Below are 14,252 nucleotides of genomic sequence, written 5' to 3'. Positions count from 1 at the left end.
CGTCAAGCCCGCAACGCTACGGATCCGCGGAGGCGGTTTCGCCGTGCCGGTGTTCGCGCACATCGCCGTCGTCGCCATCGCCGGTGCCGCTGTCGCGCAACGCGACGGCTTCGTGCCGCCGGGGTGGGTGCTGCTGTGCGGCCTGGTCGCCGCGGTGACCCCCGTTGCGGGAGACATGATCCGACCGGGGGTGGTGCTTCCCCGGCCGTACCTGGCCGTCGTCGTCATCGCGGCGGCCACTCTGTTGCTCCTGCAGCAACCCGACACCGCGTTCGACTTCGCCCCGCTCATCCTGGTGATCCTGACCGGCGAGGTCGCGGCAACGGCGTCGCTGGGGGTCGGTCTCGCCACCCTGTTCAGCTCGATGGCGGTCCTGTCGGTGTTCGCCGTGGCGGGGCGACTCGACGGCGCGCCCTACGCCCTCGCCGGCGTCGTGCTGGGGTGGGCGTTCGGGTATCTGATGCTCACCCAGTTGCGTCTCCTGCATCAGGAGCGCGCGTCGAAGGCGATCCAGTCGGAGCAGGCCGCCACCCGAGAGCGCCAGCGGATCGCCCGCGAGGTGCACGACGTCATCGCCCACTCGCTGAGCATCACGCTGCTGCATCTGACCGCGGCCCGCCGCGCGCTCGAGCAGGACCGCGACATCGACGACGCCGTGGATGCGCTCTCCGACGCCGAGCGGCTCGGGCGGCAGGCGATGGCCGACATCCGCCGCACCGTCGGGTTGCTCGACGCGGGCCCGGCAGGTACCCGCCCGGAACCCGGGGTCGCGGATCTTCCCGATCTGATCGACGACTTCCGCCGCGCGGGCCTCCCGGTGGACTTCGACCTGCACGGAGACCTCTCCGCGGTGACCGGGACAGTCGGTCTCGGCCTGTACCGCATCACACAGGAGTCGCTGGCGAACGTCGCCAAACATGCGCCCGGCGTCGGCGCCGACGTGCGGCTCACGATCGAGCCGGAACGTGTGTCCCTGGAGATTCGCAACCCGATCCGGGGCCGGGTGTCGGCACCGGACAACTCGCGCGGTTCCGGGCTGCGGGGTATGCGCGAGCGCGCCGCGTTGCTCGGTGGCACGCTCCGCGCCGGCCCGGACGGCAGGCGGTGGTCGGTGCGCGCCGCGGTCCCGCTGCCCCGCGACTCGTGCCGGCCGGCGATCCTCCGTCACATTCCGGGACTGTCGTGACGGGCCCGGAGATCAGGGTGCTGCTGGTCGACGACCAGGAACTGGTGCGGTCGGGGCTGCGCCGGATCCTTCGGCGCAAGGACGGCTTCGTGATCGTCGGCGAATGCGCCGACGGCTCGGAGGTGCCGGACGCGGTCGCGGAGCACACCCCGGACGTCGTGCTCATGGACCTGCGGATGAAGAAGGTCGACGGCATCCGGGCCACCCGCGACCTCCGGTCGGCCGCGCAGCCGCCGCCGGTGCTGGTGCTCACCACGTTCGACGACGACGATCTGCTGTCCGGATCGCTGCGCGCGGGTGCGGCGGGGTTCATCCTGAAGGATTCGCCGGCGGAGGATCTGATTCGCGCCGTGCGCACCGTCGCCGAGGGCGGCGCCTGCCTCGACCCGGCCGTGACCGGACGGGTTCTCGCCACGTACCGCACCGTCGCGCCGTCGTCCGACGGGGACGGCAACCGCCTCACCGAGTTGACCGCGCGGGAACTCGACGTGCTCGCGCTGATCGGGCGCGGCCACAGCAACGGCGAGATCGGTCGTGAGCTGGGCATCTCGGGCGTGACCGTGAAGAGTCACGTCGGGCACATCTTCCTCAAACTCGATCTCCGCGATCGCGCGGCCGCCATCGTGTACGCGTTCGATCACGGCATCGTCTCGCCGGGCGACACCGGTCCGGACCGAGGGCCGGCGGGGTGATCAGCCGCTGCGGTTCCCTGACGCCGACGGCTTCCTGCGCCTAGGATTCGCATAAAAGCCCGAGCCACTCTCACAGAGGAATTGGCCATGATCGCAATCGGTGTGGTGCTCATCGTCGTCGGCTTGGTCGTCAAGATCTCGTCCTTGTGGATCGCGGGCCTCATAGTCGGCGCCGTCGGCCTTCTCCTTCTGCTCCTCGGGCTGCTGGGCCGCAAGGTGGGCGGACGTAAGTACTGGTACTGAGGGGTCGACCCCGCCAGTCACGTTGTGGCCATTCCGCATCGAAGCGTCGCGAGTGGACAGTCGCGCGCAGGCACAGTCGACGCACGGGAATGATCGCCCTCGAGCTTCCTTGACAGGCTGTCGGTGCCTCTCCGGCCACCGACCATCATGTGTATGTAAGTGGAAGTCACGGCAAATTGTTTCCGCAAACTCTTTACTGAGTCCAGAAAAGTAGTCCATAGTGAGTGGGTGCCGTCGATGCCGGATTACGCAGCGCTACTGCGCGGGGCTGAGCTTCGCGTGACCCGCCCGCGGGTCGCGGTGTTGGAGGCGGTGCACGCACGTCCGCACGCCGATACGGAGACGATTTTCGGAGCTGTGCGGACGGTTCTGGACGGGGTGTCCCGGCAGGCCGTGTACGACGTGCTGCACGCAGTGACCGCGGTGGGATTGGTGCGCCGGATACAGCCGGCCGGCTCCGTGGCTCGTTACGAGTCGCGGGTCGGAGACAATCACCACCACGTGATCTGCCGGTCGTGTGGGGCCATCGCGGACGTCGACTGCGCCGTCGGCGAGGCGCCCTGCCTGACCGCGTCCGACGACAACGGTTTCCTCGTCGAGGAGGCCGAGGTCATCTACTGGGGTCTGTGCCCCGACTGCTCGGCAACACAGACTTCTCGATCGAAACCCTGACCAACAGCCCAAATTGGTCTCTCCCGGAAGGAATGTTGTGTCCGATAGCTGCCCGGTCGCTCACGAGGGAAACACTCAGAGCACCAGTGAAAGTGAAAACCCCGCAATCCCGTCCCCCACTCCGACGGCGCACCGCCCGAGGACGAACCGCGACTGGTGGCCGAACCAGCCGGAGTTGTCGGTCCTGCACGCCCATTCGTCCAAGTCCAACCCGATGGGTGAGAACTTCGACTACGCAGCGGAGTTCGCGAAGCTCGACGTCGAAGCACTCAAGCGCGACGTCATCGATCTGATGACGGATTCGCAGGACTGGTGGCCTGCCGACTTCGGCCACTACGGCGGCCTCTTCATCCGGATGAGCTGGCACGCCGCAGGCACGTACCGCATCGCCGACGGCCGCGGCGGCGGCGGTCAGGGCGCCCAGCGTTTCGCGCCCCTCAACAGCTGGCCCGACAACGCGAGCCTCGACAAGGCCCGCCGGTTGCTCTGGCCCGTGAAACAGAAGTACGGCAAGCAGATTTCGTGGTCCGACCTCCTCGTCTTCGCCGGCAACTGCGCCCTGGAGTCGATGGGATTCAAGACCTTCGGGTTCGGATTCGGACGCGACGACATCTGGGAGCCCGAGGAGATCTACTGGGGTCCCGAGGACACCTGGCTGGGCGACGAACGCTACAGCGGTGATCGTGACCTCTCGGGTCCGCTCGGGGCCGTGCAGATGGGTCTCATCTACGTGAACCCGGAGGGTCCCAACGGCCAGCCCGATCCCCTCGCCGCCGCCCGCGACATCCGGGAGACGTTCGCCCGCATGGCGATGAACGACGAGGAGACCGCCGCGCTGATCGCCGGCGGCCACACGTTCGGCAAGACCCACGGTGCAGGCGACGCCGACCTGGTCGGTCCGGAGCCGGAAGCCGCCCCGATCGAGCAGCAGGGCCTGGGCTGGAAGAGTGCCTACGGCACCGGCGTCGGCAAGGACGCGATCACCAGCGGTCTCGAGGTCGTGTGGACTCCTACACCGACGAAGTGGGACAACAGCTTCCTCGAGGTCCTGTACGGCTACGAGTGGGAGCTGACCAAGAGCCCCGCCGGTGCCTGGCAGTGGACCGCGAAGGACGGCGCGGGCGCGGGCACGATTCCCGACCCCTTCGATTCGTCGGCGGGACGCGCCCCCACGATGCTGACCACGGACCTCTCGCTGCGCATCGACCCGGCGTACGAGAAGATCACCCGGCGCTGGCTCGACCACCCGGAGGAGTTCGCCGACGCGTTCGCCAAGGCGTGGTACAAGCTGCTGCACCGCGACATGGGACCGGTCACGCGCTACCTCGGCCCGTGGGTCCCGGAGGCCCAGCTGTGGCAGGACCCGGTCCCCGCTGTCGATCACCAGTTGATCGGGGACAGCGAGATCGCCGCCCTGAAGGGCAAGATCCTCGACTCGGGGCTGTCCATCTCCCAGCTGGTGTCCACGGCCTGGGCGTCGGCAGCCACGTTCCGTGGCACCGACATGCGGGGCGGCGCCAACGGGGCGCGGATCCGTCTTGCGCCGCAGAAGGATTGGGAGATCAACAGCCCGGCCGAGCTGTCCAAGGTTCTGCAGACCCTCGAACAGATCCAGCAGGACTTCAACTCGTCGCAGTCCGGCGGTGTGACGGTCTCGCTCGCGGATCTGATCGTTCTGGCCGGTGCCGCGGCGGTCGAGAAGGCAGCGAAAGACGCCGGGCACGACATCACGGTTCCGTTCACGCCGGGGCGCACCGACGCGTCGCAGGAGCAGACCGACGTCGAGTCGTTCGCGGTGCTCGAACCGAGGGCCGACGGGTTCCGCAACTACCTCCGGCCGGGAGAGAAGTTGCCTGCCGAGGCACTTCTGGTCGAGCGGGCCTACATGCTGAACCTGACCGCCCCGGAGTTGACGGTCCTGATCGGCGGCCTCCGTGCGCTGAACGCCAACTTCGGGCAGACGGCGCACGGCGTCTTCACCGACCGGCCCGAGGTGCTGACGAACGACTTCTTCGTCAACCTCCTCGACATGGGGACGGTGTGGAAGGGAGCAGCCTCCGCCGAGAACGTCTACGAGGGCAGCGACCGCGTCACGGGCGACGCCAAGTGGACAGCCACAGCCGTCGATCTCGTGTTCGGTTCGAACTCGCAACTGCGTGCCCTCGCCGAGGTCTACGCGACCGACGACGCGCAGCAGAAGTTCGTGCAGGACTTCGTTTCCGCGTGGGACAAGGTGATGAACCTCGACCGGTTCGACCTCGACTGATCACGGTGGTTGGTCGGCTTCGGGCCGGCCAACCGTCACCTGACCCGGCACCCCGCGAGCAGATGCTCGCGGGGTGCCGGGGTCAGGCCATCGACAGCTTCTCGGCGTTTCGCACCGCGGTCTCGAGGTGCCTGTCCGCGGTGCTCAGGTCCAGCCGGGCGTCGCTGAGGCTGTCGATCACGCCTTCACGCGAAGCGCCGTCGGCTGTGCTGTGGAGCAAGTCGAACTCGTCGGTCAACTCCTTGATCCGGTGTTCGAGGGTTTGTAGATCGGCTCGTAACCGGGCGGTGCGTTCGACGAGGTCGCCGACGTTCATCGCTGCCCCCTTTCATCCCGAACTCACTGACGCGTCACCACCTCGTCTACCCGCGACTGCCCCCGCGAAACCACCACCGCCCAGCCTTGGCCTGGAACGCCCTGCCTACCGGTACACGAGGCCGCCGTCGATCAGTCCGGCCTGCCCGGTCATGTAGTCGGAGTCCGGTCCGGCCAGATACGACACGTACGCCGCGACGTCCTCGGGTGTCTGTGCACGGCCGAGGGCGATGCCGCCGACGAACTTCTCGAACGTCGCACCCTTCGGCGCGCCGGTGAGGGCCGAGAAGCGCTCGTCGATGGTGATCCACATGTCGGTGTCGACGACACCGGGGCAGTAGGCGTTGACGGTAATGCCGTCGGATGCGTACTCCTTCGCCGCGGCCTGGGTGAGTGCGCGGACCGCGAACTTCGTCGCCGAGTACACGCCGAGCATCGCGAATCCCTCGTGGCCGGCGATCGACGACGCGTTGATGATCTTGCCGCCGTGCCCCCGCGCCCGGAACTTGGCCGCCCCGGCCTGGATGCCCCACAGCACACCTTCGACGTTGACGGCCAGGATCCGCGACACGGTCCTCCGGTGTCGCGTCGGCGATCGGGTCGACCTGGGCGATGCCCGCGTTGTTCACGATGATGTCGAAGCCGCCCAGTTCACGCTCGGTTCGGTCGACGGCGGACCGGACCTGATCGCGGTCCGTCACGTCGGCGACCAACGAGATGGCCTTCGAACCCGCCGCCCGGACCTCGTCGGCCACCGCGTTGATCCGGTCGGGGTTGACGTCGACGAGCGAGATGTCGGCGCCGTCCGACGCCAGCCGCAACGCGATCGCGCGTCCGATGCCCTGGCCCGCGCCGGTGATCAACGCGACTTTGCCCTCGATGCTCATTCCTAGCTCCTCTCCGATGTGATCGTCCTCACAGGGGAGCCAAGCATCGTCTGCCGAGACTGTTCAAGGGTTGCAGCCGATTGCATTGTGACGAGTTTTGAACCGATTGCGTTCTCTCCCAATGAAAATGTGCCGAGCCCGGCCTTGGTTCGGCGCTCACATTCCCGGTAGGCTCGGAGGTGTGAGTACTACCGGTTCGGTTCGGCACCGCCTTCCCGCTGTCGGCTCGGGGGTGGATCTTCCCCGGCACGCACGGTTGTTGAGTCAAGTTCACGACGCGGTGCTGTCGGGTCGGCGACCACCGGCGCAGCCGCGCGAGATCGTCGGCAGGTCGTGGTCGCGGCTACAAGCGGACGGGGTGAGTCCCGACAGTTGTGAGGACGTGGTGCTGGCCGACTGCGCCGAGGTCGAAGCCCGGCGGACGCGTACGGCTTTGCGTGCGGTTCTTCCGGAGCTTCGCAGCACGTTGACTCAGGTGGCGGAGGACGCGAATTTCATCGTGGTGATCGCAGACTCCGACGGGGTGGTCCTGTGGCGGGAAGGGTCCCGTGGCCTGCGGAAGGCCGCCGATGCCCTGGGATTCATGGAGGGGGCCCGATGGTCCGAGAGTTCGGTGGGTACGAACTCAATCGGGACGGCGTTGGTGGAAGATTCTCCTGTGCAACTGTTCTCGGCGGAGCATTACGCACGGTCGCATCGTGGCTGGTCGTGCACGGGCTCTCCGGTGCACGATCCCCGGAGTGGCGAAGTGCTCGGCGTCGTCGACATCAGTGGCTCGGCGATGTCGGTTCATCCGACGACGGTGGCGCTGGTGCAGACGGCGGTGCGGTTGGCCGAGGCCACATTGTGGCAGGAGCACACGATCAACCTGGAGAAGCTTCGCGGTCATGCGTCGCCGGTGCTCGGGGCAACCGCGGGTCCGGCCCTCGTGGTGGACCGGCACGGCTGGGTCGCCGACGCCCGGGGGCTCGCCGCCCCCGACCGGGTGTCACCTCCGTGCCCCGGCACGCCGCTGTTGGTGCCCGGGTTGGGGCTGTGTGTGCCGGAACCGCTCGGTGACGGCTGGCTGGTGCGACGCGAAGGCAGGCCGACGACCATCGGAGTGGAACTCGATCTCGGTGAGTCCCCGCGAGCAACGGTGCGGGGCGATACGAGTTGGACCCGGGCGCTCTCACCGCGCCATGCGCAGATATTGCGAGTGCTGACCGAAAGTGGTTCCGCTGGAATCGATGCTGCGTCGCTGAGCGTGTCGTTGTTCGGTGACCGCGACCACGTGGTGGCCGTGCGCGCCGAGATCTCCCGTCTCCGAAAAAGTCTCGGCCCCGTTCTGTCCACCCATCCGTACCGTTTCGCCGACGGTGTCGACGTGCATGTGGTCGGTTGAGTGTCAGGAGGCCTCTCCGGTCGGCGAAAGAGGCTTCTCCCTAATCGCTTTCGCCTGCGCGTAGAGGCGGCCGGCGCGGTACGACGAGCGGACGAGCGGTCCGGCCATGACGCCGGCGAACCCGATCTCCTCGGCGGCCTGGGAGTGCTCGACGAACTCTTCGGGCTTGACCCACCGCTCGACGGGGTGGTGGCGGGGGGAGGGGCGCAGGTACTGGGTGATGGTGATGATGTCGCAGCCCGCGGCGTGCAGGTCTTCCATCGCCTGGTGGACCTCGTCGGGGGTCTCGCCCATGCCGAGGATCAGGTTGGACTTGGTGACCAGCCCGAAGTCGCGGGCGGCGGTGATCACGCCGAGGCTGCGCTGGTAGCGGAACGCGGGGCGGATCCGCTTGAAGATGCGGGGGACGGTCTCGACGTTGTGGGCGAGGACCTCGGGACGGGAGTCGAAGACCTCGGCGAGCAGGTCCGGCTTGCCGCCAAAGTCGGGGATGAGGTTCTCGACGCCGGTGCCGGGGTTGAGCTGGTGGATCAGGCGGACGGTTTCGGCGTAGAGCCAGGCGCCGCCGTCGGGGAGGTCGTCGCGGGCGACACCGGTGATGGTGGAGTACCGCAGTCCCATCGCCTGGACGGATTCGGCGACGCGGCGGGGTTCGTCGCGGTCGAGGTCGTCGGGTTTGCCGGTGTCGATCTGGCAGAAGTCGCAGCGGCGGGTGCACTGTTCACCGCCGATGAGGAACGTCGCCTCGCGGTCTTCCCAGCATTCGTAGATGTTGGGGCAGCCGGCTTCTTCGCAGACGGTGTGCAAACCCTCGCGTGTGACGAGGCCCTCGAGCTCGGAGTATTCCGGGCCCATCTTCGCTCTCGTCTTGATCCAGTTGGGTTTGCGTTCGATCGGAGTCTCCGCGTTTCGGATCTCGAGGCGGAGCAGCTTGCGGCCGGGCGGGGCCTGCACGGCCCGGGACGGTGTTCGTGGTGTGGCAGTCACGTGTCGATTCCTGGGTGGTGGTTCCCACCGAACCGCGGTGCCGGAGGGCAACCACGGTTCGGCGGGGAGCGCTACATGTTGATCGGGCGGCCGAGCGCCGACAGGACCGATTCGTGCATGGCCTCGGACAGCGTCGGGTGCGCGAAGACCACGTCCGCGAGATCGTCACCGGTGGCCTCCAGGGATCGTGCGATGCCGAATCCCTGGATCTGCTCGGTGACTTCGGGCCCGACCATGTGGGCGCCCAGCAGTTCACCGCTGTCGGCGTCGAAGATGGTCTTGACGAAGCCTTCGGCTTCACCGATGGCGAGTGCCTTGCCGGACGCCTGCAGATCGAACTGTCCGATCTGCAGGGAACGTCCGGTTGCCCGCGCCTGGTCCTCGGTGAGGCCGAGGCTGGCGACCTGGGGTCTCGAGTACGTGCATCCGGGGACATAGTCCTTGTCCAACGGTGTCACGTGTGGGGCTCCCGCCAGCTTGTCGACACACAGCACGCCTTCGTGACTCGCTTTGTGGGCGAGGCACGGGGCGCCGGCGACGTCGCCGATGGCGTAGATCCCGAATGCGGTGGTGCGGCACCACTCGTCGGTGGTGACGAACCCGCGGTCCACCTCGACGCCGACGTCCTCGAGCCCGAGATTCTCGACGTTGCCCTGGACGCCGGCGGCGACCAGAACCCGCTCCACGACCCGTTCTTCGAGGGATCCGTCCGCGCATTTCACCGTCACGGCGACGGAACCCGCGCCGACGGTGAGTTCGGACACCGAGGCGCCGGTGTGGATCTCGATCCCGCGCTTCTCGAACTGCAGGCGCACGTGGCCGGCCACCGAGGCATCCTCGACGGGCATGATCTGCGGTGCCAGTTCGACGAGGGTGACCGCACTACCCAAATCGTGGTAGAGGCTCGCGAACTCGACGCCGATGGCACCGGAACCGATGACCAGCAGCGACTTCGGAAGTTCCCGGGGTACCAGCGCGTCGAAGTAGGTCCACACCCGATCGCCGTCCGGTGTCACCCCGGGCACCGAACGGGGACGCGCACCCGTGGCGAGGATGATGTGGTCGGCCCGGTACTCGGTGAGCGGCGACGCCGAGTCACCGTCCTCCCGAACACCCACCACACCCTTTCCGGCCAGTCGCGCGGTGCCGCTGATCACGTCGATGCCGTTCTTCTTCATCAGGTACCCGATGCCGTCGGACAACCGCCCCGACACCCCACGGCTGAACTCGACCAGTTGCGCCATGTCGAATTCAACACCGCTGGTGGAGAATCCGAGGGGGCGCAGATTCTCCAGCGTGTGCGCCACGTCGGCGCCGTGGAGCAGGGCCTTGGTGGGAATGCAACCCCAGTTCAGGCAGATTCCGCCGAGCCGGTCCCGTTCGATCACCGCAGTGCGGAGTCCGTGTTGGGCGGCGCGGATGGCGGCGACGTAGCCGCCGGGTCCGCTTCCGATCACCAGAACGTCGTATTTGTCAGTCATCAACACTCCCTAGACCAGCATCAACGCGGGTGATTCGACGAAGCGCCGCAGTTCCTGCAGGAACGTCGCGCCGAGGGCGCCGTCGATCACGCGGTGGTCGCACGACAGCGTGACGGTCAGCATCGTACGGACCTCCATCCGACCGTCCACGACGATCGGTCGTTGCTGCCCCGCACCGACGGCGAGGATGGCGCCCTGCGGTGGGTTGATGATCGCGTCGAATTCGCGCACGCCGAACATACCGAGGTTCGAGATGGTGAACGTGCCGCCCTGGAACTGCTCCGGCGTCAACTTGCCGGTCTTGGCCCTGGTCACCAATGTGTGGACCTCACCGGAGATCTCGGCCAGGCTCTTGCTCTCCGCTCCGCGAACGATGGGCGTGATCAGGCCCGACGGCAAGGCGACGGCCACCGAGATGTCGGCGGCGGAGAATCTCAGCACCGATTGCGCCGCTTCGTCGAACTGGACGTTGACGTCCGGGACCTTGCGGAGCGCCGCAGCGCAGGCCTTGACCACGAAGTCGTTGACCGACAGCTTGACTGCCGGCACCGTTGCGTTGATCTCCGTGCGGAGTGCGAGGAGATTGTCGATCTCGAGGTCCGCGGTGAGCCGGAAGTGTGGGGCGTTGCGCTTCGATTCCTGCAGGCGCTGACCGATCGCCTTGCGCATCGAGTTGAACGGGATCGTCTCGAACTCGGGTATCGCGTGCGGGGTGGCCGCACCGCCGGCGGGCGTGGGTGTCGGTTCGGGAACCAGTCGGAACGTCCTTTCGGCTTCCCGGACGTCCGCCTCGCAGACGCGCCCCCGCGAACCGGTGGCCCGGCAGTCGTGCAGGTTGATGCCCAGAGATTTCGCCAGTCGACGTGCCACCGGCGTCGCATCGACCGCGCCGTCGTCCTCGGCGGAGCGTCCGGGCACACCTGAGCGAGTCGGCGACGGTGCCTCTGCGACGGTTCCGCCTGCCGAGCGAATCGCGTCGTGGACGTCAGCGACCGAGATCCGGCCGTCGCGGCCGGTCCCTGCCACCCGGCCCAGGTCGATCGACAGTTTCTCGGCCAACCGCAGGGAGTGCGGCGTTGCGAAGACGTCGACATTCGTCTGTCCCCGTAGCGAATCCGGGACGGCGGTGGTGCCGGATGGCCGCGCCGATTCCTGGGCCGCCGGAGCGGTCGGGGTAGTAGTCACGCGCGGCTCTGCGGGCGTGGGCTGCCCGCCCGGTGCCCGCTCCGGCTCGGGCGCGGGGACGTGATCCGCTCCGATTCCGGTCAGGAACTCCTCGATATCGGCATCGGAGACGGCCGCGTCCGCCGACACCGCCAGGACCGCACCCACCGGCAGCGTGGCACCCGGCTTGGCGACGATGCGCCGCAGTGCGCCGTCGAACGGCGCCTCCAACTCATTGGTGATCTTGCTGGTCTCGATCTCGCAGATCAGATCGCCTTTTGCGAAGGGCGATCCTTCGTCGATCAACCACGCGGTGACGGTGCCCTCGTCCATGGACAGGCCCCATTTGGGAACTTCGATCAGCTTGATGTCGCTCATGGTCAGGCAGTCACCACCTTGCGTACCGCGGCCTCGATGCGCGCCGCGTTGGGAAGCCATGCCTGTTCGAGCACGGGGGAGAACGGCACCGGGGTGTGCGGTGGGGTGACCAGTTCGATCGGTGCCTTCAGCGAACCGAACGCCTTGGTGGCGATCAGTGCGGCGACGTCGTGGCCGAATCCGCAACGCGCCGCGGACTCGTCGACGATCACAACCCGTCCGGTGGACGCGACGGATTCGAGGATGCCTTCCTCGTCGAGGGGCGAGACGGTCCGCGGGTCGACCACCTCGACGGAGATGCCCTCGGTGGCAAGTTTGTCGGCGGCCGTGTTGGCGGCGTTCACCATCGCCGAGAGCGCGATGATCGTGACGTCCGTACCTTCCCGGGTGTAGTTGGCGACCCCGAACGGGATCGTGTACGGCTCGTCGGGAACCTCGCCCTTCAGGTCGTACAGGGTCTTGTGCTCGCAGAACACCACCGGGTCGTCATCGCGAATGGACTGGATGAGAAGACCTTTGGCGTCATACGCGTTGGACGGGGCCACCACCTTGAGGCCCGGGACCGCGGCGAACACGTTGTACGGGGACTGCGAATGCTGTGCCGCCGCCGAGAATCCGGCACCGATCATGCCGCGCACCACGAGCGGGGTGCGGGCCTTGCCGCCGAACATGTAGCGAAACTTCGCCGCCTGGTTGTACAGGGCGTCGTAGCAGACTCCGAAGAAGTCCATGAACATCAGTTCGGCGACCGGACGCAGCCCGGTCAATGCGGCGCCGGCTGCCATGCCGATGATCGCGGACTCGGTGATCGGGGTGTCGATGACCCGGTCGGAACCGAATTCGGTCCACAGGCCCTTCGTCACACCCAGCACCCCACCGAACGCCTCGAGTTTTCCGGACTCGAGGTCCGGATTGGTACCCGCCTGACCGCCACGTAGGTCTTCACCGATCTGCACAACCGTCGCGTCGCGTTCCATCTCCTGGGCGAGCGCGGCCTTGATCGCTTCGCGGTACGTCGTCTTCGACGTTGTCATTTCTGTTCTCACTCTCAGTACGACACGTAGACGTCGGTCAGAAGGTTTGCCAACGGCGGATACTCGGCCTGCCGGGCCTTCGCCACGGCGTCGTCGACCCGGGCCCGCGCGTCGGCGTCGATCGCGTCGAGTTCCTTCGCGGACACCTTCTTGCTGTCCGGGTGGTTGCGGAAGTTCAGCAGCGGGTCTTTCGTCTTGCGCAGTTCCGCGACCTGATCCGCGGTGCGGTACAGCTGCGCGTCACCTTCGAAGTGTCCGTGCCAGCGGTACGCGATCGCCTCGATCGACGTCGGCCCGCCTCCCATGCGCGCACGTTCGACGGCCTCACGGGTCGCCTCGTACACGGCGAAGAAATCGGTTCCGTCGACGGTCACGGCAGGCATGCCGAACGAAGCCGCACGGGAAGCGATACTGGGTGCGCCGACGGCGTAGTCCCGGCCGGTGGCCTCGCCGAAACCGTTGTTCTCGGTGACGAAGACGATGGGAAGGTCGAGCACGACGGCCATGTTCATGGCTTCGAAGACCGTTCCCTGGTTGGAGCCGCTGTCGCCGGTGAACGAGGCGGCGACGCCGCCGTTGCGCAGTGTCTTCGCGCTGAGCGCCGCACCGATGGCGAGGGAGGGTGCCCCGCCGACGATGGCGTTCGCGCCGAGCATGCCCACCGACAGGTCGGCGATGTGCATCGAACCGCCCTTGCCGTGGCAGAGGCCGTCGTCCTTCCCGAAGATCTCCGCCATCATCCCGTGGAGGTCGCACCCCTTGGCGATGCAGTGCCCGTGACCGCGGTGGGTGGACCCGATGTAATCGCTGTCCTGCAGGTTCTCGCACACGCCGACGGCAATGGCTTCCTGACCGGAGTACAGGTGGATGAAGCCGGGAATGTCGCCGGTGGCGTTCTCCTCGTGAAGGCGGTCTTCGAACGCTCGGATCTCGGACATCTTCCGATACGCGCTCAGTAACGAATTCTTGTTCAGCGCCATTGCACTCCCTTGGTTTCTCCGTTGTCGCCGGCTACGTCGGGGCCGACCTCCGATCGCGATGCGGCGCCGGAACGGTTCGTGCCTCGTGTAACCCGGGTCATGAATGTAGGGAGATATGACGTGCGCACTAAAGGTTGCAGCGGATTGCAATGGGGCGGCTTCCGCGGCGAGGGGCCGGCCCGCGTGCGCCGGAATACCTGGCGGCCCTCCACACCAAGGTCGTGGAGGAGGCGAGAGAACTTCAGGACGCATCGCCGGACGAGCGGGTCGACGAACTCGCCGACCTTCTCGAAGTCACCACCGCCCTGATAGCGGCGCTGGGGATCACCGAGGCCGAAGTGAAACAAGCGGCCGACCGCAAACGCGCCACCCGCGGTGGCATCGAACGGAGAATCTGGCTCGAACACGTCGAACTCGGCGGCGCGTCCGACGCGTAGTCGGGGGGTATTTCCCCAAGCGAATCATCGATGACATCGCAAGCGGCGCGGAGGACAATGGGAACCGACCGGCCCCGGCAGCTGGAGTCGGCCGGGGTCGTGTTGTGTCAGAGTCTCGTTCCGCAGGGGCCGAGGCTGCGTGCCAG

13 protein-coding genes and 1 pseudogene are annotated in these 14,252 nt (G+C 67.3%); 7 read left to right on the top strand and 7 right to left on the bottom strand.

Annotated features, from left to right (window positions below):
- The first annotated feature begins 22 nt into the window (after positions 1-22).
- The 5 genes from BLV94_RS18485 to katG all read left to right on the top strand — a co-directional run bounded on the left by BLV94_RS18485 (position 23) and on the right by katG (position 5,059).
- A complete protein-coding gene (locus BLV94_RS18485) occupies positions 23-1,186 on the top strand; it encodes a sensor histidine kinase (protein WP_072946851.1) in 1,164 nt (387 codons plus the stop codon).
- Positions 1,187-1,203: 17 nt separating this feature from the next.
- The gene (locus BLV94_RS18480; protein ID WP_072946925.1) at positions 1,204-1,878 is read left to right on the top strand and encodes a response regulator; all 675 of its coding nucleotides are present in this window, start codon (positions 1,204-1,206) and stop codon (positions 1,876-1,878) included.
- Between the two features lie 87 nt (positions 1,879-1,965).
- Complete coding sequence (locus tag BLV94_RS49595) at positions 1,966-2,121, top strand: hypothetical protein (RefSeq protein ID WP_167372170.1); 156 nt, start codon at positions 1,966-1,968, stop codon at positions 2,119-2,121.
- Positions 2,122-2,349: 228 nt separating this feature from the next.
- Complete coding sequence (locus BLV94_RS18475; protein WP_072946850.1) at positions 2,350-2,793, top strand: Fur family transcriptional regulator; 444 nt, start codon at positions 2,350-2,352, stop codon at positions 2,791-2,793.
- A 37-nt stretch (positions 2,794-2,830) separates the two neighbouring features.
- Positions 2,831-5,059, top strand: coding sequence for a catalase/peroxidase HPI (gene katG / locus BLV94_RS18470; RefSeq protein WP_072946848.1), 2,229 nt, complete (start codon positions 2,831-2,833; stop codon positions 5,057-5,059).
- Positions 5,060-5,141: 82 nt separating this feature from the next.
- On the opposite strand, the gene BLV94_RS18465 is transcribed toward katG, so the two are convergent.
- Complete coding sequence (locus tag BLV94_RS18465) at positions 5,142-5,375, bottom strand: hypothetical protein (protein WP_072946847.1); 234 nt, start codon at positions 5,373-5,375, stop codon at positions 5,142-5,144.
- Between the two features lie 105 nt (positions 5,376-5,480).
- Positions 5,481-6,261: pseudogene (locus BLV94_RS18460) on the bottom strand (acetoin reductase).
- Between the two features lie 127 nt (positions 6,262-6,388).
- Here BLV94_RS18460 and BLV94_RS18455 point away from each other — a divergent pair.
- Complete coding sequence (locus BLV94_RS18455; protein WP_371851586.1) at positions 6,389-7,645, top strand: GAF domain-containing protein; 1,257 nt, start codon at positions 6,389-6,391, stop codon at positions 7,643-7,645.
- Positions 7,646-7,648: 3 nt separating this feature from the next.
- Here the strand turns inward: BLV94_RS18455 and lipA are convergent, their stop codons facing one another.
- From lipA to BLV94_RS18430, 5 genes are all read right to left on the bottom strand, one after another.
- Positions 7,649-8,632: a lipoyl synthase gene (lipA, locus tag BLV94_RS18450; protein ID WP_083395606.1), complete on the bottom strand. Its 984-nt coding sequence runs from the start codon at positions 8,630-8,632 to the stop codon at positions 7,649-7,651.
- 71 nt (positions 8,633-8,703) lie between these two features.
- Positions 8,704-10,113 (bottom strand): dihydrolipoyl dehydrogenase, encoded by a 1,410-nt coding sequence (lpdA, locus tag BLV94_RS18445; RefSeq protein WP_072946844.1) that lies wholly within the window; start codon positions 10,111-10,113, stop codon positions 8,704-8,706.
- A gap of 9 nt (positions 10,114-10,122) precedes the next feature.
- Positions 10,123-11,655, bottom strand: coding sequence for a 2-oxo acid dehydrogenase subunit E2 (locus BLV94_RS18440; protein ID WP_072946843.1), 1,533 nt, complete (start codon positions 11,653-11,655; stop codon positions 10,123-10,125).
- A 2-nt stretch (positions 11,656-11,657) separates the two neighbouring features.
- The gene (locus BLV94_RS18435; RefSeq protein WP_072946842.1) at positions 11,658-12,689 is read right to left on the bottom strand and encodes an alpha-ketoacid dehydrogenase subunit beta; all 1,032 of its coding nucleotides are present in this window, start codon (positions 12,687-12,689) and stop codon (positions 11,658-11,660) included.
- Positions 12,690-12,703: 14 nt separating this feature from the next.
- Entirely contained in the window at positions 12,704-13,669 is a 966-nt protein-coding gene (locus tag BLV94_RS18430) for a thiamine pyrophosphate-dependent dehydrogenase E1 component subunit alpha (RefSeq protein ID WP_072946841.1), read from the bottom strand.
- 149 nt (positions 13,670-13,818) lie between these two features.
- Between BLV94_RS18430 and BLV94_RS18425 the strand changes: the two genes are divergently transcribed.
- A complete protein-coding gene (locus tag BLV94_RS18425; protein WP_072946840.1) occupies positions 13,819-14,106 on the top strand; it encodes a nucleoside triphosphate pyrophosphohydrolase in 288 nt (95 codons plus the stop codon).
- Positions 14,107-14,252 lie beyond the last annotated feature (146 nt).

It is taken from the genome of Rhodococcus koreensis (genome assembly GCF_900105905.1).
GTDB lineage: Bacteria > Actinomycetota > Actinomycetes > Mycobacteriales > Mycobacteriaceae > Rhodococcus_F > Rhodococcus_F koreensis.
This window is presented reverse-complemented; position numbering and strand designations above follow the sequence as displayed.